Source organism: Streptomyces sp. WAC 04229 (genome assembly GCF_003947455.1).
GTDB lineage: Bacteria > Actinomycetota > Actinomycetes > Streptomycetales > Streptomycetaceae > Streptomyces.
In genome coordinates, this window is record NZ_QHJH01000104.1 from 1 (window position 1) to 23,021 (window position 23,021).

At 72.1% G+C, this 23,021-nt stretch carries 17 protein-coding genes and 2 pseudogenes; 12 read left to right on the plus strand and 7 right to left on the minus strand.

Annotation, left to right across the window (positions count from 1 at the left end):
• Positions 1–383 precede the first annotated feature (383 nt).
• The 5 genes from DMH12_RS24325 to DMH12_RS24345 all read left to right on the plus strand — a co-directional run bounded on the left by DMH12_RS24325 (position 384) and on the right by DMH12_RS24345 (position 8,769).
• Positions 384–1,547, plus strand: coding sequence for a Cmx/CmrA family chloramphenicol efflux MFS transporter (locus DMH12_RS24325; protein ID WP_125493597.1), 1,164 nt, complete (start codon positions 384–386; stop codon positions 1,545–1,547).
• A gap of 368 nt (positions 1,548–1,915) precedes the next feature.
• Complete coding sequence (locus DMH12_RS24330) at positions 1,916–5,434, plus strand: ALF repeat-containing protein (RefSeq protein ID WP_260474330.1); 3,519 nt, start codon at positions 1,916–1,918, stop codon at positions 5,432–5,434.
• Positions 5,431–5,820 carry a hypothetical protein gene (locus tag DMH12_RS24335; protein ID WP_125493598.1) on the plus strand — a complete coding sequence of 130 codons (390 nt, stop codon included), beginning with the start codon at positions 5,431–5,433 and terminating at the stop codon, positions 5,818–5,820. The genes DMH12_RS24330 and DMH12_RS24335 overlap by 4 nt, the downstream gene beginning before the upstream one ends.
• 209 nt (positions 5,821–6,029) lie before the next feature.
• Positions 6,030–6,536 (plus strand): hypothetical protein, encoded by a 507-nt coding sequence (locus DMH12_RS24340; protein ID WP_125493599.1) that lies wholly within the window; start codon positions 6,030–6,032, stop codon positions 6,534–6,536.
• Between the two features lie 34 nt (positions 6,537–6,570).
• Positions 6,571–8,769: a trypsin-like serine protease gene (locus DMH12_RS24345; RefSeq protein ID WP_125493600.1), complete on the plus strand. Its 2,199-nt coding sequence runs from the start codon at positions 6,571–6,573 to the stop codon at positions 8,767–8,769.
• A gap of 174 nt (positions 8,770–8,943) precedes the next feature.
• Here DMH12_RS24345 and DMH12_RS24350 read toward each other — a convergent pair whose 3' ends face one another.
• The 4 genes from DMH12_RS24350 to DMH12_RS24365 all read right to left on the minus strand — a co-directional run bounded on the left by DMH12_RS24350 (position 8,944) and on the right by DMH12_RS24365 (position 13,863).
• On the minus strand, positions 8,944–9,453 hold the full coding sequence (locus DMH12_RS24350; RefSeq protein ID WP_125493601.1) for an O-acetyl-ADP-ribose deacetylase: 510 nt from the start codon (positions 9,451–9,453) through the stop codon (positions 8,944–8,946).
• Between the two features lie 75 nt (positions 9,454–9,528).
• Entirely contained in the window at positions 9,529–10,938 is a 1,410-nt protein-coding gene (locus DMH12_RS24355; protein ID WP_125493602.1) for an NAD(P)/FAD-dependent oxidoreductase, read from the minus strand.
• 158 nt (positions 10,939–11,096) lie between these two features.
• Complete coding sequence (locus tag DMH12_RS24360; RefSeq protein WP_125493603.1) at positions 11,097–11,942, minus strand: inositol monophosphatase family protein; 846 nt, start codon at positions 11,940–11,942, stop codon at positions 11,097–11,099.
• 85 nt (positions 11,943–12,027) lie between these two features.
• Positions 12,028–13,863, minus strand: a complete 1,836-nt coding sequence (locus DMH12_RS24365) for a gamma-glutamyltransferase family protein (protein WP_125493604.1) — start codon at positions 13,861–13,863, stop codon at positions 12,028–12,030.
• 233 nt (positions 13,864–14,096) lie between these two features.
• Here DMH12_RS24365 and DMH12_RS24370 point away from each other — a divergent pair, with 233 nt between their 5' ends.
• The 4 genes from DMH12_RS24370 to DMH12_RS24385 all read left to right on the plus strand — a co-directional run bounded on the left by DMH12_RS24370 (position 14,097) and on the right by DMH12_RS24385 (position 17,061).
• On the plus strand, positions 14,097–14,903 hold the full coding sequence (locus tag DMH12_RS24370) for an ABC transporter ATP-binding protein (protein ID WP_125493605.1): 807 nt from the start codon (positions 14,097–14,099) through the stop codon (positions 14,901–14,903).
• The gene (locus tag DMH12_RS24375) at positions 14,900–15,661 is read left to right on the plus strand and encodes an ABC transporter permease (RefSeq protein ID WP_125493606.1); all 762 of its coding nucleotides are present in this window, start codon (positions 14,900–14,902) and stop codon (positions 15,659–15,661) included. The genes DMH12_RS24370 and DMH12_RS24375 overlap by 4 nt, the downstream gene beginning before the upstream one ends.
• Before the next feature lie 15 nt (positions 15,662–15,676).
• Complete coding sequence (locus DMH12_RS24380) at positions 15,677–16,489, plus strand: MerR family transcriptional regulator (RefSeq protein ID WP_125493607.1); 813 nt, start codon at positions 15,677–15,679, stop codon at positions 16,487–16,489.
• A 68-nt stretch (positions 16,490–16,557) separates the two neighbouring features.
• On the plus strand, positions 16,558–17,061 hold the full coding sequence (locus DMH12_RS24385) for a lamin tail domain-containing protein (protein ID WP_125493608.1): 504 nt from the start codon (positions 16,558–16,560) through the stop codon (positions 17,059–17,061).
• A gap of 199 nt (positions 17,062–17,260) precedes the next feature.
• On the opposite strand, the gene dacB is transcribed toward DMH12_RS24385, so the two are convergent.
• Both dacB and DMH12_RS24395 read right to left on the minus strand, forming a co-directional pair.
• Complete coding sequence (gene dacB / locus DMH12_RS24390; RefSeq protein WP_125493609.1) at positions 17,261–18,616, minus strand: D-alanyl-D-alanine carboxypeptidase/D-alanyl-D-alanine-endopeptidase; 1,356 nt, start codon at positions 18,614–18,616, stop codon at positions 17,261–17,263.
• A 418-nt stretch (positions 18,617–19,034) separates the two neighbouring features.
• Positions 19,035–19,805, minus strand: a complete 771-nt coding sequence (locus DMH12_RS24395) for an AraC family transcriptional regulator (protein WP_125493610.1) — start codon at positions 19,803–19,805, stop codon at positions 19,035–19,037.
• Positions 19,806–19,902: 97 nt separating this feature from the next.
• On the opposite strand from DMH12_RS24395, the gene DMH12_RS24400 reads away from it, so the two are divergent.
• A complete protein-coding gene (locus tag DMH12_RS24400) occupies positions 19,903–20,967 on the plus strand; it encodes a biotin/lipoate A/B protein ligase family protein (protein WP_125493611.1) in 1,065 nt (354 codons plus the stop codon).
• Positions 20,968–21,047: 80 nt separating this feature from the next.
• On the opposite strand, the pseudogene DMH12_RS24405 reads toward DMH12_RS24400, so the two are convergent.
• Positions 21,048–21,276: pseudogene (locus DMH12_RS24405) on the minus strand (DNA-binding response regulator); the annotation flags it as partial.
• Positions 21,277–21,557: 281 nt separating this feature from the next.
• Between DMH12_RS24405 and DMH12_RS24410 the strand changes: the two are divergent.
• Together DMH12_RS24410 and DMH12_RS39160 are read left to right on the plus strand one after the other, a co-directional pair.
• A complete protein-coding gene (locus tag DMH12_RS24410; RefSeq protein WP_125493612.1) occupies positions 21,558–22,220 on the plus strand; it encodes a hypothetical protein in 663 nt (220 codons plus the stop codon).
• Positions 22,221–22,581: 361 nt separating this feature from the next.
• Positions 22,582–23,021: pseudogene (locus DMH12_RS39160) on the plus strand (CAP domain-containing protein); the annotation flags it as partial.

The window sequence follows — 23,021 nt, forward strand, 5'->3', positions numbered from 1 at the left end:
CTACCCGACCGCTCCCCGCACGGGCATCCGGTTTCCTCGCGGGGCGCCCCCGTTTCCCTTCAGGGGCCCGGGGGGGGGAGCACCCGGGCCCCTGTACGGAAACCGGGACGCCCCGCGAGGAAACCGGATGCCCGTGCGGGGAGCGGTCGGGTAGCGTGCGGGCCATGTCGAGCCCCGAATCGGACAGGGTGGGGGCCTTCGGTCACGCCGTCGGTCCCCTGAACCACTAGTCCGCAGTTCACAGCCCCGTGGTAGCCCACCCCCGCAGTCGAACCGCCTTCGCGGTCCGACAGGTGGTCTTCCGACGGGTGCGTCTTCGGGTCGGGGGCCGGCCGCGGTGACGAGACGATTCCTCGTTCCTCTCCTCACCCCGGAGCCACTCGATGCCTCTCCCCCTGTACCTGCTCGCCGTGGCCGTCTTCGCCATGGGCACCTCGGAATTCATGCTGGCCGGCCTCCTGCCGGACATCGCCGCCGACCTCGACGTGAGCGTCGGCACCGCGTCCACCCTCACCTCGGCCTTCGCGGTCGGCATGGTCGTCGGGGCACCGCTCATGGCGGTCCTTGCCCGCAACCTGCCCGCACGGGCGACCCTGCTCGCCTGCGTCCTGGTCTTCCTGGCGTCCCACGTCGCGGGCGCCGTCACTGCGAGCTTCGCCGTTCTCTTCACGACGAGGGTCGCGGCGGCACTCGCGAACGCCGGATTCCTCGCCGTGGCCCTGACGACCGCCGCGGCACTGGTCCCGCCGGACCGCAAGGGCCGCGCGCTCGCCGTCCTGCTGTCGGGCACCACGGTGGCCACGATCGCCGGTGTCCCCGGTGGATCGCTGCTGGGCACGCTGCAAGACTGGCGGGCCACGTTCTGGGCGGTCGCCGCCCTGTGCCTGCCCGCGGCCGTCGGCATCCTCACCGGCGTCCCGCCCCGCCCCGGCGCCCGGGACTCCGCCGGCGGCCCGCCCCTCCGCCAGGAACTCGCCCAACTGAGGAACGCCCGGCTGCTGGTGGTCATGCTGCTCGGCGCGCTGGTGAACGCGGCGACCTTCGCGAGCCTCACCTTCCTCGCGCCGCTCGTGACCGACACCGCGGGGCTGGGCGAACTGTGGGTCACGGTGGCCCTGGTCCTCTTCGGAGCCGGCTCCCTCACCGGGGTCACCGTCGCCGGCCACCTGTCCGACCGGCGCCCCGGCGCGGTCGTCGCCGCCTGCGGCCCGCCGCTGCTCCTCGGCTGGCCTGCCATGGCGGTCCTGGCGAACCGGCCCACCGCCCTGCTCCTGCTGGTCTTCACGCAGGGCGCCCTGTCCTTCGCGGTGGGCAGCACGCTGATCACGCGGGTCCTCTACGCGGCCTCAGGTGCCCCCACCATGGCCGGCTCGTACGCGACTTCGGCCCTCAACACGGGCGCCGCCGCGGGGCCCGTCATCGCCGCGACGACCCTCCACACCCCGGCCGGAGCGGCCGGGCCGCTGTGGGTGAGCGGAGGGCTGGTGGCGTTGGCGTTGACGGCGGGGGTGTCGCTGGGGAAACCGGTCGGCCGCATCACGTCGTGAACGCCTCGTGCACGCCTGCCCGGCATCGCTCACGCGGCCGGCGAACGTCGCAGGACCTGTTTTAGCGTCAAGTCGTCGCGTCACAAAGCGAGTTGGTGAACAAGGATCCCTTGTTCACCCACGTATGGAAACGTTGTCGGCGTGTCCGGTTCGCCGGCCGACCAGCGAATGGGGACTCTCCATCAATTCGTTATCAAGATCGCTACAACCGTTTCCGGCCGTGACACACATCACCGCGGACACTCGAGGATTACCCGAATTCCGACCGTTTTCTGCATTGGACGAGTCCCCCGGGCCCAGGCTTCGATAGAGCGCTTGGACCGCAGGGGGGCGGCGCGATTTCCCCTCGTCACGTGAAGGGAGTCGTGATGTCACCATCACCACGAATATTCAGCAGACGCCAGTCACTGGCCATTTTCGGCGGTATCGCGGCAGGCACCGCCGTGCCCCTGGGGATGTTCGGGTCCCGGCCCGCGTACGCGGCGGACACGGCGGGGGACGACGGCGTCGCACCGCTGCCCGATACCGACCGCGGCAAGGTAGTTCAGGCCTACCGGACCGGCAGCCGTGCGGTACGCACGGCCGCGGCGGCGGCGCTCGTGGGCAGCGCGGAGGACGTGGCCACGTTCCTCGGTGAGAGGCTGCCGGCGGCCACGGCCGAGGACAACCGGTTCACGCTCACCACGGCCCTGGTCAGCGCGGGCAAGGCGACGCGTGCCGGGATCGGGCAGGCGCTGACCGGCGGGGACGCCGCGGTCGCCGCCTACCTCCGGGGCGGCTTCGAGTCGGCGGTGCACGAGGACCTCGAAGTGGCCGTGACCACGGTCAACGCACATGGCGGCAAGGCCGTGAAGCGTGAGTCCGCCAAGGCACTGGCGACCGGTACGGACTTCGCGCTGCGGGACTTCCTCAGCACCGGGCAGTACGACGCACACGACGAGGACCAGCGCGTCCAGGTGACCTCCATCCTCGTGACGGCCTCGCCGCAGGTGCGGGAGTACGCGGAGCGGGCGCTCGACGACGGGTCGCCGCGGGCGATCCAGTGGTTCCTGACGACGGGGCAGTACATCGCCCGGGCGCGGGACGAGGAGTCGGCGGAGATCCAGCAGCTCGTCAAGATCGTGGAGTCCGAGGGGCGGCGCGCCGAGCGCAAGACCGACGAGGCGGTCGAGCTGTCCGAGCAGGCGGTCCAGGCCGCCGAGAAGGCCAAGGCGGCCGCGCTGGAGGCGAAGGCCGAGGCGCAGGCCGCCGAGCAGGACGTGCAGCGCTCGGCCAAGGCCGCCAACAAGGCGGCGCGAGCCGCCCAGGGTGCCGCGGCCGCCGCCTCGACCGCGGTGTCCGCCTCGCGTACCGCGCAGGCCGCGGCCCGTCGTTCCGTGGCCGCCGCGAACGCCGCCGCGGCAGCCGCCGCCGCCGCGGGGCGCGCCGCGTCGCGCGCCTACCGCGCCGCGATCAGCGCCTCCAAGAACGCGAACATGGCGGAGTCCGCCAACCAGGCGGCGAAGGCCGCGCGGATCATGGTCGACTGGGTGCGCACCGTGGCCGCGAAGGCCAAGCTCGCGGCCTTCGCCTCCGACGCGGCCGAGGCCGCGGGCAACGCCGCCGCCGGTGCCGCGGTCAACTCCGCCGCCGCGGCGCGCGCTTCGGCCGACGCCGCCGTGTCCGCCGGTGCCGCGCGGTCGGAGGCCGCCGAAGCGCAGCGCCAGGCCGCCATCGCGGAGGCCGCCGCCGGCCGTGCCACGGCGGCCGCGAGCCGGGCCTCGGCCCTGTCCCGCAGGTCGGCCGCCGCCGCGCGGTCCGCGTCCGCCGCCGCCGACAGCGCGGCCGACCACGCGGAGAAGGCGGCCGACGCCGCCGAGGAAGCGGCCCGGCACGCCGGCCAGGCCGTGGACTACGCCAACCGCTCCACCGCCGCCGCGAACGCCGCCGTCGAAGCGGCGAACAAGGCGTACGACGCCGTCACCGAGGCGCGGGAGGTCGAGAAGGAGGCCCGTGAGGCCGAGATCGACCGGCTGAACGAGGAGACCGCGGAAGCGATCGAGGTCGCCAAGCAGCAGCGGAGCCAGGAGACCGACCGTCTGGAGCGCGCCAACCGGGAGCGCACACAGGAAGCGCGGCTCTCCGAGGAACTGCTCGCGCTGATCACCGCGATGGAGGCGGCGCTCGGGGACGGCCGGACGGGGGAGGCCGTGGACAAGGGACGGCAGGCCGCCGTCCGTCTGCTCGACCGGTCCGGTACGTGGACCCGCGAGGCCGCCGAGTTCGCGCTCGCCGGCTCGGACGAGGACGTCCTGCGCTGGATCGAGGCCGACCGGGTCATCGCGCTCCAGCAGGACAACGCGGAGAACGCCGCGGCCACCGCCGCGATCTCCACGCAGAACGTGGCCGAGGCCGCCGCGGCGGCGCTGCAGACCCAGGACGCCGCCACCATCAGGACCTTCCTGGAGAAGGGCGCGGTCGAGGCGGCCAGGGACGACAACGAGGTCGAGATCACCACGCTCCTCGCGGACTCCTCCACCGGTACCGCCGTACGGCGTGCCGCCGAGGCCGCCCTGGAGGACGGCTCCGCCGAGGCGCTGCACACCTTCCTGCACGTGGAGCGCGCCGCGGCCGTCCACGAGGACGACAGGGTGGCGGCCACCACGCTCCTGGCGAGCGGCGGCCCGTACGTACAGGCCGCGGCGAAGGTCGCCCTCGAAGGCGACACGCACATGCTGCGCCAGTTCATCGGTACCACGCAGCACGAGTTCGCGCGCATCGACCACGATCACGCCACGCACATCAGCGCGATCCGTGCGGCGATCGCACGGGCCGCCAAGGTCGCGCAGGACGCGCTCGAGGACGCGGCACGCGCCTCCGAGGCAGCGGCCATCGCCCGGCAGGCCGCCAAGGAGGCCACCGAGTGGGCCGACAAGGCGAAGGGCTGGGCGGCCGACGCCAAGGCATCCGCGGAGGAGGCCCGCAAGAACGCGGAGGACGCCGAGGCCTCCGCGGCCGCCGCCGCCCAGTCCGCGCAGACCGCGGCGAACGCGGCCGCCGCGGCCCGCAAGGCGAGCAGCGTGGCGCGGGACGCGGCCAACCGGGCCGTGCGCTCCGCCTCGGTCGCCGCGGCATACGCCGCTGACGCACAGGCCTCCGCGACGAAGGCCCGGCAGGCGGAGATCGCGGCGGGCAAGTCCTTCGCCGAGGCGGCCGCCGCCGCCACCGAGGCGCGGATCCTGGTCATCCAGGCCGCGATCCGGCAGGCGATCCAGAACGCGCTCGACAACGCGAAGGTGCCGATCGACGGCGAGACCGGGCTTCCCGACGGCGCCGAGAGCTGTCTGACGCCGTTCGGCGACCCGATCGAGCACAGCAACAGCACCAACCCGTGGGAGCTGGGGTGGAGCTGGCTCACCGGCAGCGGCCCCAGGTCGCAGTGTTTTGGCCCGAACGACGAGTTCACCGGCATCTACCGCGAGCACGCACACACCAAGGGGGTGCTCGAGTACTTCCTCAGGGAGTGGCAGCGGACCGGGAAGTTCGAGATGGGCCACACCTACATGTACGACTACAAGCTCAGCGGCTTCGACGGCGCCGGCAAATACCTCACGGACTACGGCACGCTCACCACGGCCGGGCTCACCGGCAACCTCGCGTACACGTTCCTGGGCTCGCACCAGGTCCGTATGACCCCCATCCGGGAGAACGCGGACGGATCGGTCACCTGGCGCTACACCGCGTACAACGAATCGGACATCGAGTCGGCGACGCACCCACCGGTCATCGGGTACACGGACTGGTGGAGCGACACCGTGGGCGCGTTCGTCGACAAGGTCGTCGGTGACGAGGGGCCGATGTCGCCCAAGACCCAGGTGATCGAGTTCGACGTCACGCTGGGCCCATGACACGCAAGAGGGCAAGTGGAAGGTGGCTCCTCGCCCTTGTCGCCGCTTCCGCGGTGCTCGTCTCCGGATGCTCGGGGGCGGTCGACCCGGAGAAGCTGCCCGGTGTGTACCGCAGCGACGAGGGCGGGCAGATCGACCTCTCGGCGGAGGGCACGTTCTCGGCCACCGGTGTGACGACGAGCGAGGGCGCGGATCCGGTCGATTTCAGCGGCAGCTGGGATTACGAGGATCCGCAGTCTTCGGGTGCTTTCGTGTACCTGGGGGTCGAGGACGGCGGGCTCGGCACGACCGGCGGAATTCAGCTCTACGTGGACGATCAGGACACGCTGTATTTCCAGTCCGATCCGGACGGGCCGGTCACGCAGGAGTTCAACAAGGCGAACTGAGTGGCCTGACAGGACAGGGCGGTAAGGACGCGGAATCTTTTTTCGCACCCTTACCCCCTGTACAGGTACGCCTCTCGTCGGGCCGCATCGCACGCCTCCACGAAGTCGTCATGACGATCACTACAACCCTTAGGAATGGGACGGGCTCACCGAGCGCCCGCTTCGATAAGGGACCGCAACCCCAAGAAAGTCGAGTTTCAAGGACTGTGATGAAGACACGCAGCGCATTCGTGCGCGTTCTGGGTGCCGCGGCCGCCGCCGGCGCCGTGGCATGGGCCGTGCTCGCCCAGGGCGGCGCGGGTGCCACCGCCGGGCCCTCCACCGAGACTGTCGCCGAGGCCGCGCCCGGCTACGCCGTCGAGGACTACAACTACCCGAACGCCGACAAAATCCTGGCCGAGCAGAACATCGTCCTGAAGCGCGGTGACGGCCACATCGTGCTCGCCGACTGCGCCGGCGGGGGCAACCTCCTGCAGTTCCTCGCGCGCGACCACGCGGACGTCTGCTTCAAGGTCACCGCCGACGAGGGCTTCCTGACCCTCGAACTGCCCTCGGTGCACGGGGTGAAGACGGATGACTCCGCCAACACCCACCTGGAGATGACCGCCGAGGACGACCAGGTCGAGTACGACATCCCCGCGGACACGTGGAAGGGCGTCGGCGAGTCCGTCGACGGCCGCGAGCACGTCCTGGTCGAGATCCGTGTCACCAACTAGTCGGCTTCACCCTGTGATTGAGGAATCCACTCGTATGTCTTCCATCAGACGTCCCCGGCTGGCCGCGCTCGGCGCGGTCCTGGCCGCCGGGTCGCTCGCGCTGAGCACGGCACCCGCCGTCGCCATCACCGGTGGCACGCCGGTCGCCGGCTCGGACACCACCCACGCCTACACCGCACAGATCACCATCGGTGCCCACGACCGCGGCTGCTCCGCCGTCCTCGTCGACGCCGAATGGCTGCTCACCGCGGCCAGCTGCTTCGCCGAGAACCCGGCCGCCTCGCTCGCCGTCCCGGCCGGCGCCCCCGCCAAGCCGACCACCGCCGTCATCGGCCTCTCCGGCACGCAGGGTGCCGAGCGCCGCGTCGTCGAGATCGTGCCGCGCACGGACCGCGACGTGGTCCTGGCCCGCCTCAGCCGGCCCGTCACCAACGTCACCCCGGCCCAGCTCGCCACCGCCGCGCCCGCGGCCGGTGCGGAGCTGACCTTCGCCGGATACGGACGCACGAAGACCGTTTGGGCCCCGCTGGAACTGCACACCGGGACCTACACCCTCGACTCCACCGCGGCCACCTCCGCGGGCGTCACCGGCCAGAACGGCGCGGCCGCCTGCATGGGGGACACCGGCGGTCCGGTCGTCTCCGGCGGCAAGCTCGTCGGCCTCAACAGCCAGTCCTTCCAGGGCGGCTGCCTCGGCACCGACGAGACCCAGACCTCCACCGCGGGCGTCATCGCGCGCGTCGACGACCTCGCCTCCTGGATCAAGGCGAAGGCCGGTGGCACCCGCATCGTCGACTTCAACGGCGACGCCATCGAGGACATCGCCGTCGGCGACCCGATGGCCACCGTCGGCGCGGAGACCACCGCGGGTCTCGTCCGTGTCGTCCACGGTGGCGGCAAGGGCAACGCCGAGATCACCCAGGACCTCGACTGGGTGCCCGGCGGCGCCGAGGCCGGGGACCACTTCGGCAACCACCTCGCGACCGTCGACTACAACGAGGACGGCTACACCGACCTAGTCGTCTCCGCATCCGAGGAGAACGTCGGCAACGGGGTCGACGCCGGCTTCGTCGACATCCTCTTCGGGGGCAAGAACGGCCTCGGCAGCGGCCCGGCCGCCCGCCACTTCGAACAGGGCTCCGGCAACGGCTCCATCGGCGCCTCCACGCCCGAGACCGGCGACCGGATGGGTGCCGCCCTCGATGCGGGAACCACCGCCGAAGGCAAGCCGTGGATCCTGATCGGCGCGCCGGGCGAGGCGCTCGGTTCGCTCGCCAAGGCGGGCGCTGCCTTCTACGTGCACGGCGACACCAACGTCAGCATCAACCAGGACACCGCGGACGTCCCCGGCGCGGCCGAGGCCAACGACGCCTTCGGCACGTCCGTCACCGGCGATGCCAACTTCATCGCCATCGGTGCTCCCGGTGACGCCATCGGCGGCGACGCGAACGCCGGCAACCTGGCCGTGCTCAGCCACAGGCTGAACGCCGACGGACGGCCCTCGGTGGTCGCGGGCATGGACCAGGACAACGAGAAGATCAACGCCGGCGCCGAGGCCGGTGACAAGTTCGGTCAGGCCCTCTCGATGGTCGCCTACCGCCCGTCCGGCGCGGCCACGGCCACCGACTCGATCCTCGCCATCGGCGCGCCCGGCGAGGCCCTGGCCGCCGAGACCGGCGCCGCGCAGCAGGCCGGTGCGGGCAACGTCATCCTCGTGCACCTCAAGGCCGACGGGGCCTGGGACTACCTGCACGCGCTCAACCAGGGCTCCGCGACCGACGACCGCTCCGGCACGATCGAGGCGGGCGACTACACGGGCTCGTCCCTCAGCGCGGTCAACACCGCTCCCCGGGAGGTCGGTTCGGCCGCAACCCTGAAGATCGCCGTGGGCACCCCCGGTGAGGATCTCGCGGGCGTCACCGACGCCGGCGCCATCCACACCTTCTCGCTGATGGGTTCGGCAGGCGCCAACGACCTGTGGATCGAGGCCGGCGACGGCGACGGCATCCCCGGATCCCCGGGTGCGGGCAACAAGCTGGGCACGAGCATCCACTTCACGCCGCGGAACCTCTACGCCGGCATGCCCTACGGGCCCGCCGCCACCGGAGCCCTGCACGTCCTGCCGTTCCCGAACGCCGTGCCGGGCGGTACGAGCATGCCCGCGACGACGTACCAGCCGGGCAAGGGCGGACTCCCGGCCAACGGCGACTACTTCGGTTACTCGGCGCGGTAAAGGCTGCGGCCGTATGACATGAGTCCCCCTGAGAACCGCGACATGGCGTTGTCGGTCGTTCGAGGGCGGGCTCTTCCAGGCCCCGCCGGGCTTCGGCCCGGCGGGGCCCGGTGCTGCGCAGCGGCCGGTGCGGGCGCGGGGCCGGGGGTGTGGCACGGTCCAGCGGCCCGCCGGTCAGCCGGCATGCGCCGCGAACGCCGCGTAGGCCCGGTCGTCGAAGAGGACGAACCTGACCTCCTCAACGGCCGTTTCGGCTCCCCGTACGGTCTCCCAGGCGATGCGGGCCGCGTCGTCGAGCGGCCAGCCGTACGCACCGGCGGAGATCGCCGGGAAGGCGACCGTCCGCGCCCCGATCTCGTCGGCGACGCGCAAGGACTCGGTGTAGCAGGAGGCCAGCAGCGACGGATCGCTGCCCGAGGCCCGGTACACCGGGCCGACCGTGTGGATGACCCAGCGCGCGTCCAGGTCGCCGGCGGTGGTGGCGACCGCGCGGCCGGTGGGGAGGCCCTTGCCGAGGTGACCGGCGCGGAGGCTGCGGCACTCCGCGAGGATCGCGGGGCCGCCGCGCCGGTGGATGGCGCCGTCGACGCCGCCTCCGCCGAGCAGGGAGGAGTTGGCCGCGTTGACGATGGCGTCGGCGCTTTGGCGGGTGATGTCGCCCTGGACGAGTGTGATGGTGGTCATGGGCCCCTCCCGGCCGTCGGCGGTTCCTGCGTGGTCGGGTGTGGCGCGGTCCGCGCCAACCGGCCGCGTCCGTGGTCAGGTCTGGCGCAGCCTGCGCCACACCGCCTTGGCCGCGTTGTGCCCCGACATGCCGTGCACACCCGGGCCGGGCGGGGTGGCCGACGAGCAGATGAAGACGGCGGGGTGCGGGGTGGTGTACGGGAACAGGGAGGGCTTGGGGCGGAGCAGGAGCTGGAGGCCGGAGACCGCACCGGAGGCGATGTCGCCGCCTACGTAGTTGGCGTTGCGGGCGGCCAGTTCGGGTGGGCCGGCGGTGGCGCGGGCGAGGACGCGGTCGCGGAAGCCGGGGGCGAAGCGCTCCAGTTGGCGTTCTATCGCGTCGGTCAGGTCGCCGGTCCAGCCGTTGGGGACGTGGCCGTACGCCCAGAAGACGTGCTTGCCGGCCGGGGCGCGGGTGGGGTCGGCGACGCTGGGCTGCACGGTGATGAGGAACGGCGCGTCGGGCGCGCGGCCCGCGCGGGAGGCCGCGTTCAGCGCGGCGCCGATCTCCGCGCTGTCGGCGCCGATCTGCACGGTGCCCGCGCGGCGCGGTGCCTCGGCGGTCCACGGCACGGGCCCGTCCAGCGCGTAGTCGATCTTGAAGACGCCGGGACCGTACCGGTAGCCGGCGTAGTGGTTGCCGAGGCCGGCGATGCGGGCGAGGGCGGTGGGCGAGGTGTCGAAGACGTAGGCGCGGGCGGGCGGCAGGTCGTCGAGGCGCTTGACCGCGTAGTCGGTGTGGACGGTGCCGCCGAGGTCCTCGAGGTGGCCTGCCAGGGCGTCGGAGATGGCCTGGGAGCCGCCGCGGGCCACGGGCCAGCCGCGGGCGTGCGCGGCGAGGGCGAAGACCAGGCCGATGGCGCCGGTGGCGAAGCCGCCGAGCGGGGCCATCACGTGCGCGACGAGGCCCGCGAAGAGGGTCTTGGCCTGCTCGTCGCGGAAGCGGCGCATCAGCCACGTCGACGGCGGCAGCCCGACCAGGCCGAACCGGGCGAGGGTGACCGGGTCGCGGGGCAGCGCGGTCAGCGGCAGGGACATGAAGTCCCGGGCCAGGGTGTCCCACCGGGGCAGGAAGCGCTCGACCAGCCTGCGGTACGTGCCCGCGTCGCGCGCCCCGAAGGAGGCGGCGGTCTCGCCGACCGACCGGGACAGCACGGCGGCGGAGCCGTCGAGGAAGGGGTGCGCCATGGGCAGCGCGGGGTGCAGCCACTCCAGTCCGTACCGCTCCAGGGGCAGGTCGCGGAAGGCCGGTGAATTGATGCCGAGCGGGTGCGCGGCGGAGCACGGGTCGTGCCGGAAGCCCGGCAGCGTCAGCTCCTCGGTGCGCGCCCCGCCGCCCACCGCGCCCTGGGCTTCGAAGACGGCGACCGAGAAACCCCGGCGGGCCAGCTCCACGGCAGCGGTCAGCCCGTTCGGCCCCGCACCCACTACGACCGCATCGAGCATCGACGGCACCTTCGGACCCCTTCGTCAGCCGATGGCAACTCCGGATCAGGATATGCCCGGGGTCCGACGGTCGGCGGTCGCGGGTGGGACGAGGGGCGAGGGGCGAGCGTGGGCCCCTGGTGCCGGGGGGCCGGGGCCCCGGCGCCCCGGCACCGAGATCAGGCTTCGCCGGACAGCAGCCCCACCACCCGGCGGGCCGTGGCCGCGTCGCGGGCCGCGGTGAACGGCAGGTCATTGCCACCGGTGATGCGGAAGGGTACGCCCGTACGGGTCAGGTGGACGCCGCCCGCCTCCTCGACCAGGAGCAGTCCGGCCGCGTGGTCCCAGGCGGCCTCCCACGAGAAGGCGGTGGCGTCGGACTCGCCGCGGGCGACGGCGAGGTACTCCAGTCCGGCCGAGCCGCAGGCCCGCGGGGCGACGCCCGGTGTGCGCAGGCCGAGCAGGTCGTGCTTCTGCTCGTCCGTCGTGTAGTCCGGGTGGGAGGTGGCGACGCGCAGGTCTCGGCCGGGCTCGGGCACGCCCGCGTACAGCCGCTCACCGTCCAGGTACGCGCCCCGGCCCCGTACGGCGGTGGCGAGCCGGTCGTCGGCCGCGGCGTAGGTCCAGGAGGCGTGCACGACTCCGTGCCGGGCGAGCGCGACCAGGGTGCAGAAGCCCCGCTCGCCGCGGACGAACTGCCGGGTTCCGTCGACCGGGTCGACGATCCACACCGGTGCGTCGCCCCGTATCGCCTCGTAGGAGGCGGGGTTGGCGTGGACCGCCTCCTCGCCGACGACGACCGAGCCGGGCAGCAGGTCGGCGAGGGCGTCGGTGAGGTACAGCTCGGCCTTGCGGTCGGCGTCCGTCACCAGGTCGTGCGGGCCGGCCTTCTGGTCGACGTCGTCCGCCGCGAGCCGCCGCCAGCGCGGCATGATCTCCTGGGCGGCCGCCTTGCGGACCGCCTCCTCCACGTCGTCGGCGTGCCGGGCGAGAAACTCGTCGATGGTTTCGTTGTTCTCGATCATGGCTCCATGAGAGCACGCCCCACTGACAATCCCCGCCCGGGTGGTGTACTCCGGGTGGAATCGGCACGAACACGAGGTGCGGGGGTCACCGGCCGACCGCGTACCCCTGCATGCCGCGCGGGTTCGCCGCCGCCGACAGCACGCCCGTCTCCGGGTCCCGCGCGACGGCGCACAGCCGCCCCTCCGACCAGGCGTCGCCGACCGTCATGTCGTGCCCGCGGTGCCGCAGCTCCGCCACCACCTCGGCCGGCATCCGGGACTCGACGGTGACGCTGCCGGCCCGCATGCCGCGTGGGAAGAAGGAACCGGGGAAGCCGTCGTTGTGCCAGTTCGGGGCGTCGACGGCGCCCTGCAGGTCGAGGCCGCCGCGGATCCGCGCGCGCAGGGCGACCGCCAGGAAGAAGTGCAGCTGCCACTGGTCCTGCTGGTCGCCGCCGGGGGTGCCGAAGGCCATGACGGGGACGCCGTCGCGCAGGGCGATGGACGGCGTGAGCGTGGTGCGGGGGCGGCGGCCGGGGGTGAGCGAGTTGGGCAGGCCCTCCTCCAGCCAGGTCATCTGCAGCCGGGTGCCGAGCGGGAAGCCCAGTTCGGGCACGACGGGGTTGGACTGGAGCCAGCCGCCGCTGGGCGTGGCCGAGACCATGTTGCCCCAGCGGTCCACGATGTCGAGGTGGCAGGTGTCGCCCCGGGTGCCTCCGTCGGCGGCGACGTCGGGTTCGCCCGGCACCGGGGAGGCCGGGCTCTTGGCGACCGTCGGCTCGCCGACCCCCAGGGCGTCGAAGCCCTCGGCCTCGTCGGCCGCCAGCAGCGCGTGGGCGCTGAGCCGTGGGGTGCGGCCGCCCGGACCGCCGGGCCGCAGTTCGAAGGACGCCTTGTCGCCGACGAGGCCGCGCCGCTCGGCGTTGTACCCGGCCGAGAGCAGGTCGCCGAGCGGCACCCGCTCCGCGCCGTCGGCGTCGCCGTACCAGGCCTCCCGGTCCGCCATGGCCAGTTTGCAGCCCTCGATCAGCAGGTGGACGTAGTCGGCGGAGCCGTACGCGGGCAGTTCGGGCGGGAGCAGTGCCAGCTGCTGGAGGAGGACGGGACCCTGGCTCCACGGGCCGGCCTTGCACAGGGTCCAGCCGTTCCAGTCGTAGGTGGCGGGGGCCTCGTAGTGCGCGGACCAGCCGGCGAGGTCGGCGGCGGTCAGCGTGCCGGTGTGGCGTTCGCCGCTGGTGTCCGTGGTGGGCCGGCCGGCCTGTCGTACGAGGGCCTCGGCGATGAACCCGGAGCGCCAGACCTCCCGCGCGGCGTCGATCTCCGCCTCCCGGTCCCCCGCGCCGGCCGCTTCGGCGAGCAGCCGCTTCCAGGTGGCGGCCAGGGCGGGGTTGCGGAACAGCTCGCCGGGGCGGGGCGGGCGGCCGTCCGGCAGGTAGACCTCGGCCGAGGTCGTCCACTCCGTCTCGAACAGGTTCCGTACGGTCTCGACGGTCTCCGCGACGCGCTCCACGGGGGCGTGCCCGTGCTCGGCGTAGCCGATGGCGTACTTCAGCACGTCGGCCAGCGGTTTGGTGCCGTGGTCGCGCAGCAGGAGCAGCCAGGCGTCGAAGGCTCCGGGCACGGCGGCGGCCAGGGGGCCGGTGCCGGGTACGAGGTCCAGACCGAGCCCCTTGTAGTGCGCGACCGTCGCCCCGGCTGGCGCGACGCCCTGCCCGCACAGCACCCGCACCTCGCCGCCCGCGGGCGCGAGCAGGATCGGCACCTCCCCGGCGGGCCCGTTGAGATGCGGCTCGACGACGTGCAGCACGAAGGCACCGGCCACGGCGGCGTCGTAGGCGTTGCCCCCGTCCTCGAGGACGGCCATGGCCGACTGCGAGGCCAGCCAGTGGGTGGAGGACACCATGCCGAAGGTGCCCTGGAGGGTGGGTCGGGTGGTGAACACGGGGCCTCTCTCACATCGTTGTCCGCGTGACGCTCTCCTCGTCCCGCTCCGCCGGCAGGCTATCGATCGTTCTCCGGCGACGGCGAGGCGGAGTCCCCTGGGAAGACCGGAAGTGAACCGGGTTGACCTTGACGCCGGGTCAACCCTCCATCCTTCCCGCAGGAGCTTGCTCGCGGTCGCCTGGAACGGCTTCACGCAGACGGCTCCACGGAGGACGAAGGAGGCAGATGACCATGACGGCCCCATCGATGGCCGGTCCGGCGATCCGTGTGCGAGGGCTGGAGAAGTCGTACGGGAAGCTCGACGTGTTGCGCGGCGTCGACTTCGACGTGGCGCGGGGCAGCATCTTCGCCCTGCTCGGCTCCAACGGGGCGGGCAAGACCACGACCGTGCGCATCCTCGCCACGCTTTTGAAGGCCGACGCGGGGACGGCGAGCGTCAACGGGTTCGACGTCGCCACACAGCCGGCCCGGACGCGGGAGTCCCTCAGTCTCACCGGTCAGTTCGCGGCCGTCGACGGGATCCTCAGCGGCCGGGAGAACCTCGTCCTCGTCGCCAGGCTGCGCCACCTCGAGGATCCGGGCGCGGTCGCGGACGAGCTGCTGAGGCGCTTCTCGCTGACCGAGGCGGGGGCGCGGCGGGTGTCGACGTACTCGGGTGGGATGCGCCGCCGCCTGGACATCGCGATGAGTCTCGTCGGGAACTCGCCGGTGATCTTCCTGGACGAGCCGACGGCCGGACTGGACCCCGAGGCGCGCATCGAGGTGTGGGACGCGGTCAGGGAACTCGCCCGCAACGGAACGACGGTGCTGCTGACCACGCAGTATCTGGAGGAGGCCGAACAGCTGGCCGACCGGATCGCGATCCTGCGCCAGGGCCGGATCATCGTGAACGGCACCCTCGCCGAGCTCAAGCGGCTCTTCCCGCCCGCGCAGGTCGAGTACGTCGAGAAGCAGCCGACCCTCGAGGAGATCTTCCTCGCGGTCGTCGGCGGAGAGACGAGCCGCGCCGCCGGCACGACACCCGAGGGGCACCGATGACCGCGCACTTCCTGAGTGACACCGCCGCGCTCACGGGGCGGACCCTGCGGCACGTCACACGCAGCCTGGACACCATCATCACGACCGTCGTCACGCCGGTCGCGATGATGCTGATGTTCGTCTACGTGTTCGGCGGCGCCATTGAGACCGGGTCGGTCCCGTACGTGAACTACATGCTGCCCGGCATCCTGCTCATGACCGTCGCGTCGGGCGTCTCGTACACCGCGTACCGGTTGTTCACCGACGTGCAGAGCGGGATCTTCGAGCGGTTCCAGTCGATGCCGATCGCGCGGTCGGGGGTGCTGTGGGCGCATGTCGTCACCTCGCTGGTGGCCAACCTGGTCGCGCTCGTGCTCGTCGTGGGCGTCGCCGTGCTCATGGGCTTCCGCTCAGCGGCGGGAGTGTCCGCATGGCTCGCGGTCGCCGGCATCCTGCTCCTGTTCACCCTGGCGCTGACCTGGCTGGCCGTGATCCCCGGGCTCTCCGCGTCGTCGGTCGAGGGAGCGGGCGCGTTCGCCTATCCGCTCATCTTCCTGCCGTTCGTCAGCTCGGCGTTCGTGCCGACCGGCACGATGCCCGGCCCGGTGCGCTGGTTCGCCGAGCACCAGCCGGCGACGTCGATCGTCGACACGGTCCGTGCCCTGTTCGCCGGGCAGCCGGTCGGCGACGACATCTGGATCACGCTCGCGTGGTGTGCGGGCATCCTCGTCGTGGCGTACGTCTTCGCGGTGCTCGCCTACCGCCGGAAGATCGCCTGAGGCAGGCTGAGACCCATGCTCACCATCAGCCAGCTGGCCGCGTACGCCGGGGTGACGGTCCGGGCGGTACGCCATTACCACAAGATCGGGCTGCTGCCCGAGCCCGAGCGCGACCGGTCCGGGTACCGCACCTACGACGCCGCCGCGGTCGTGCGACTGATCCGGATCCGCACCCTGGCCGACGCGGGCGTGCCGCTGGCCAGGGTGCAGGAACTCCTCGACGCCGGTCCCGAGGAGTTCGCCCGTGGCGTGCGGGAGATCGACAAGGATCTGCGTGCCGAGATCCGGCGGCTGCGGGGCACCCGCGGCCGGCTCGCCCGGCTCGCCGCCGGGGAGCAGCCGGCGCTGCCGCAGTGCGTCGTGGGGTACCTCGACCGGCTGCGCGGTCTCGGCGTCGGTGAGCGGTACATCGAGCTGGAACGGGACGCCTGGATCATGATCGCCGCGCAGGTGCCGCACCTGATCGACTCCGTGATCGCCAAGAAGCACGAGGAGCTGGACGACCCCGACATGGTGAGGCTCTACTCCTTCTTCACCGGGGAGCCCGACTGGCGGGCCGACGATCCACGGATCGTCGAGATCGCGGACATCCTGGAGCGACTGATGATTCGCGCCGTGGAGGCCGGCGAGGTGGGCGAGGACGGCCTCGACGACCAGTTCGTCGCCCTGATGGACTCGGCCATGGTGGCGTCCGCGCCGGGTGCCGAACTGGTGCTGGCGATCCTGCAGGAGCGTGGCTGGAAGGGCTGGACCCGCATCGAGCGCGTGCCCGCTGAGCGGCTCGGCAGCTCACCCGAAGTCGCGGATGGTCACAATTTCCTCACATGAACACCATCTTAAATTCACTCTGGATAGGCTCCGGGGGCTCCATCCGCACCACTGAGGGGGGATTCCTCATGCGCACCCGCCGCATCCTGACCGCTGCCGCCGCCACCACGGCCGTCACCGCGTTGGGCCTGGCCGCAGCCGTCCCGGCGCAGGCCGCCGAGTACTCCTCGGCTCTGAAGATCAAGGGTGTCCAGTACGACGCCCCGGGCCGGGACTCCAACAAGTGCTCCGGCGGCAACACCAAGAACGAGTATCTGACGATCAAGAACTACTCGAAGACGACGACCGTGAACCTGAAGGGCTACAAGGTGAAGGACGCCGTCGGCAACACCTTCACCTTCAGGAACAGCCACACGCTTCAGCCCGGGGACCTGGTCAGCCTGCGCGGCGGACGCGGCACCGACTCGGACGCCGGCAACGTCGTCTACCGCCAGAACTGCAATTTCATATGGAACAACGACAAGGACACCATCTACTTCTACAAGCCCACCGGTGCCCGTGCCGACGTCCACGCCTACACGAAGAAGGCCAACGACAGGGACGGCAACGGCTACATCACGTACCACGGCTGACCTGTCGCCACCTCGGTGAGGGCCGGGTGGTGGGCATCGGGGGTCTTGCCCGAAGGGCCATGTGCCGCTGCACTCGCGGCACCGTCGCCGGGCGTGGCCACCGGTTCCCGAGACCGCTCGGTTCTTCACCGAAACTCCGCACGTGTCCGCCCGCGCGCCGCCGCCTGGCGACGCGCGGGCGGGCGTGAGGTGCAGGGTGTCAGGCCCAGCAGCCGTTCACCGTGGCGGCGAGGCCGTCCATGGCGTCCTTGATGTCGCTCGGGTCGGCCGACGAGTTGTTCTCGATGAAGGAGAAGATCCGCCACTCGCCGTCATCGGTACGCGTGACACCGCTCAGGGCGATGGCGCCGGTGAGTGTGCCGGTCTTCGCGTGCACCTTGCCGACGGCGCACTGGGAGTTGGCGTCGTCGAAGCGTCCCCACTCCGGGCCGAGGCTGGCACCGGCCTCGCCGGCGACCGGCAGACCCTCCAGGATCGAGCCCAGGGCCGGGGACTCCGTGATGGCGTCGAGGAGCTGTGCGAGGGTCGCGGCGGGGATGCGGTCGGCGCGGGAGAGGCCGCTGCCGTCGTACATCTCGAAGTTGTCGAGCGACACCCCGTACGAGCTGAGCACCTGGCGGACGAGTGCGGCGCCACTCTCGAAGGTGGCCGGCTTCCCCAGTTCCACCGCGGACATCCGCAGCAGGGTCTCGGCGATGTTGTTGTCGCTCGTCTTGAGCATCTTCTTGACGATCTCCGACAGCGGTGCCGACTTGTGCTGCGCCACCGGCACGTCGGACTGCTGCGCCTTCGCGCGGCTGACCTCGCCGTCGACGGTGACGCCCAGCGCGGCGAGCTTCTCGGCGAAGACCTTGCCGGCGTCGATCGCCGTGTCGTCGACCGCGGCGCCGTCGACGACGAGCGACCGGACCGGCGCGACCTCGGTGGGGTAGTAGCCCTCGTTCCAGCCCTTTGCGAGGCTGGGCTCGGCGAACAGGCTGTCGTCCACCCGGACCTTGACGCCGGTCAGGCCCGCGGCCTTGAGCCCGTCGACTGCGGTCCTGGCCATCTCGGCCACGTCGTCGCCGGTGAGGGTGCGGTCACCGCCGCCGACGAGGGTGAGGGTGCCGTCGCCGTACACGACCTTCGTGGTGAACTCGTGGTTCGCGCCCAGCAGGGTCAGTGCGGTGGTCGCCGTGGCGAGCTTGGCGTTGGAGGCCGGCATGAGGGTGGTGGAGCCGTTGTGGTCCCACAGGGCGGCGTCCGAGTCGGCGTCGAGGACCACGCCGCTGACGTTCGTGCCCAGGCGCTCGTCGGCGACCCGCTCGTTGAGGTTCCTGACCAACTGGGCGTCGTCGGCGTCGAGGCCGTCGACCGCGATGCCCTGCGGTGCCGCGGCGCTGTCGTCGGCGGCGAAGGCCGAGGTTCCGGCCAGCGTGGCGGAGGCCACGGGCACGGCCATCGCGAGCACGAGGGCCCGTCGCGCGCCGATCCGGCCGACTCTCGCCCGGCGGTGCCGGCGGCGTCCGCCCGGGGAGAAAGTGTTCGTGGGGGTTTCGTCTGGCGTACCAGTCATAAAGTGAATTCCAAAGATCGGGTACTTCGCTCTGTGGGGGTGGAACGGCGGGGACGTTACCAGTCGTCAAGTGGGCGGCCGGAGCTGGAAATCAATGGCTGTGAACGTCTTGAAAAATTCTCCGGGCAATTCCGCTGCCCCTTCGGGCAATGACAGAAGCCCTCGTAGAGGCAACCGAGTTGTCCGGGCGAGGCTGCCCACCATGGCCGACGGGTCGGCGGGGTCGACGAGGCCGTTCTCGTCGACGGCGATCTCCGGGATCGGGTACTCGCGGTTCTCGTGGGAGGAAGGGCGCCGTGTGTTCCCTCCGCTCGGTGAGCCTCGGACCTGTGACGCCGTCGAGTGGTGGCGGCCGATGCGACAGTCCTTGTAGCGATCGGGACACCCGGCGCCTCCCCCGGCGCTTTCCCCGGCGCCGTCAGCCCGCCCGGAACCTGCCCGGCGTGGTGCCGGTGGTCCGCCGGAAGGCGGCGCCGAAGGCACTGGCCGAGCGGTAGCCGACCGCGTCGGCCACCACGTCCACCTCGAAGCCCTGGGAGAGCAGCTGCACGGCGTGCTGGGCCCGCACCGAGGCGACCCACCGGGCGAAGCTGGTGCCGGTCTCGGTCCGGAACGCCCGGGTCAGGGTGCGGGCGCCGCACCCGAGGGCGGTGGCCCAGCCGGTGAGCGTCCGCTGGTGGGCGGGGTCCGCGCGGACCGCGTCCACGATCGGCCGCAGCAACTCGGACGTGGGCAGCTGCACCAGCAGGGCCCGCGGTGACGGCCGCAGGACGTCGAGGACCATGGCCTCGGTCACGGCCCGGGAGCGCAGGGACAGCCCGGGTTCCTCCAGCCGCTCCAGGAGGAGCCGGAGCAGCGGGGTGATGTCCACGGACACCGGCACGTCGGGCAGCGCCGCCTCGGTGCCGTGCCGGAAGAAGTGGGCGCGGTAGGAGGTGCCCGCGACCGCGGACGCGGAGTGCAGCTGTCCGGCGGGCATCCAGAGCCCCAGCGCCGGCGTGATGCACCACACCTGGGTGCCGACCACCGCGGTGGACGCGCCGCGCTCGTTCCACAGCAGCTCGTGCCACGGGTGGGAGTGCTCGTTCCAGGCCGTGTCGGCGGCCACGACCTCCTCGTACCCCTTGATCACGAAGGGGACGTCGACCTCGCCGGCGGCGAGCGTCGGCAGTTCCCTGGTGACACGCATGCGGTCAGGCTGGCCGGGCTCCGGAGCGGCCCGGGACGCGGTGGGAACACACCGGCCGGCCGGGCTGTTGCCCCGGATGCGGAACGGAGGCGCGACGGTGCACGGTGAATACAAGATCCCCGGCGGCAAGCTGGTCGTGGTGGACGTCGAGGCCGACGGCGGCGTGCTGCGGCACGTGCGGGTGGCCGGTGACTTCTTCCTCGAACCGGACGAGGCCCTGACGGCCGTGAACCGCGCGCTGGAGGGCGCACCGGTGGACACGGAAGCGGCGGGGCTCGCCGCGCGGATCGAGGCGGCGCTGCCCGAGGGCACCGTGATGTACGGGCTGACCTCCGAGGGCGTGGCGGTCGCCGTGCGCCGGGCGCTCGCGCACGCCACGGACTGGACGGACTACGACTGGCAGCTGATCCACGAGGGGCCCGAGTCCCCGGCGCTGCACATGGCGCTGGACGAGGTGCTGACCGCCGAGGTCGCCGCGGGCCGGCGCCCGCCGACTTTGCGGGTGTGGGAGTGGGGCGCCCCGGCGGTGATCATCGGCAGTTTCCAGTCGCTGCGCAACGAGGTGGACGCCGAGGGCGCCGCACGCCACGGCATCGAGGTGGTGCGCCGGATCTCCGGCGGCGGCGCCATGTTCGTCGAGCCCGGCAACACCATCACGTACTCCCTCTCCGTGCCGGACGCGCTGGTGCAGGGGCTCTCCTTCCAGGACAGCTACGCCTACCTCGACGACTGGGTGCTGGGGGCGCTGGGCGAGATGGGGATCCGCGCCTGGTACCAGCCGCTGAACGACATCGCCACCGACCAGGGCAAGATCGCCGGCGCCGCCCAGAAGCGCGTCGTCGGCCCCGGAGGCGGTCCCGGCGGCGTGCTGCACCACGTGACCATGTCCTACGACATCGACGCGGACAAGATGCTGGAGGTGCTGCGCATCGGGCGGGAGAAGATGTCCGACAAGGGCATCCGGAGCGCGAAGAAGCGGGTGGACCCGTTGCGCCGGCAGACCGGGCTGGCGCGCGAGGACGTGATCGGGCGGATGATCGCCTCCTTCGGCGCGCGGTACGGGCTGAGCCGCGGCAAGGTGACCGACGACGAGATGGCCCGGGCCCGGGAGCTGGCGGAGACGAAGTTCTCCTCCCCTCAGTGGACCGCGCGGGTGCCCTGACGGACGGGGACCCGGGGCCAACGGGTGCCGCCCCGGGCCGTCACCATGCCCGACTCGTATGCGAAAAACAGGAGTTGGGGCAATGCCTCGCCGCGCGCGACCACCTGGATGGCCTGGAGCAGGCCGGCCGGCTCCGTGTCCTTCAGCAGGAAGCCGCTCGCGCCCGCGCGCACGGCCTCGAACACGTACTAGTCCAGGCCGTAGTTGGCGAGGATGACCACGCGGACGGCGGCGATGCGGCGGGTCGCCTCGATGCGGGAGCGCGCGAAGTCCGGCCCGCAGCAGCGCCTGGTCGTCGACGAACGCCACGCGCAGGACGACCAGGCCCTCGTACGCCGGCCGCCTGGCCGAACTGGAGGCGGCCCCGCGCCCGTACGCCACCGGCAGCGGCTTCCGCATGCGGGCGGGGTGTGGTTGGCGACCGCGGTCCGCCCCTGACGCGAACGCGGCCCCCGGCGGCGTCGGTCCGTCTGCGTCACCGCCCGGCCACGCACCGAGTTCGGGCTTCCGCCCCACAGGGAGTCGTGTGAGACTGACGTCCCGTCCGCAGTGCGGACCCCCCTCCGCACCATCCCCACGAGAAGTGCGCCGTGCGTTCTCTTCCCCTGCCGCTCGCCCTGACCGCGCGTCTGGCGCCCGTCGCCGTGCTCGCCACGGCGGGCTGGGCGCTGTCGTCCGGGCCGGACACCTCACCGGCCGCGAAGGACAAGACGCCGCCCGACAACGCCGAGCGGTCCGCCTCCGCGCCGGCCACGGAGGCCGCGACCAAGACGTACGCCGCCGCCCCCGCGCCGTGCGGGAGCCTGGCCACGAAGACGGTCGCCTCGCTGGTGCCGGGTGCCAAGGCGGCCGGCAAGGAGATCCCCTCGACCGACTCGGCCGTGCGCCGCACCTGTTCGTGGAACGCGCTCAAGGGATACGACTACCGCTGGCTCGACGTCTCCTTCGAGGTGATGGCGTCCGACGAGGCGGCGCAGAAGTCGTACAAGGAGCGGATCGCCGACCGCAGCGGGGGCGGCGAGGTCCCGGGGCTCGGCGACGGCGCCTACTCCGTGGTGAACCTGACCACCGAGGACAAGCAGCAGACGCGCGAGGGCACCGTGCTGGTCCGCGCGTCCAACGCCCTGGTGATGATCACGTACAACGGCAGCGACTTCGAGTCCAAGAAGGCGCCGTCCTCGGACACCGTCAACAAGGGCGCCATCAAGGCGGCCAAGGAGGCCGTGGCGGCCCTGTCCAACGGGCAGGACTGAACCGGAATGCATGGTTCCGTGACATCCGTCACGCCGCTCGCCGATCTCTGCGGGCACCTTAGTAGACATCACCTCCGCGACAAATAGGACTTTGTCCGGCTTGCCTCTGATGCGACGCAGGCCGGTGGGAGTGGCGGTCCAGACCATGCGGGAGAGTCCGCGCTTCGTCGCGCGCGGCAGTCTTCTGACGAGGCGGCACATGCCACCGGTCACCGGTCGGGACGGGGTCTGCACGCCCGACCGTCCGCCGCAAGTACCCGGCCCGCCTACTAAGCGCAATAGGAGAAGGGCCCTTTGCCCCCGTGTCGGCCCGTCCCAAGAATGACCAACCTCAGGTTGTCGCCACCGAGTGAGGTCACGCATGGGAAAGCATCGCCACCAGCAGCGCTACCGGCGGCCGGTCGTCGCGGCACTGGTCGCGGGGGCCATAGGCATACCCTCCGTCGCCCTGGCCTGTTCCGACTGGCCCGGCAGCGAGGAGCGGGAGCCGCAGAGCACCGCCGCCTCGACCACGGCCAAGGACAGGTGGGGCGACGCGAACTGGTACCGGGAGTGGAGCAGCCAGCAGAGCGGCGAGCCCTCGGCGGCGCCGTCGACCAAGCCGGCCGCAACCCAGCACCAGGACTCCGAACCGTCACACAAGCGCAACAAGCCAGACAAGCCGCACAAGCCGCAGTCGACGGCCACCCCCAAGACCCCCGCCGCCAAGCCGTCCGACGCCGGCTCCAAGCCGTCCACCGGCTCCTCCAAGCCCACGGCCGACGCCTCCGAGCCCGCCACCGCGAAGCCCACCCCCTCGGC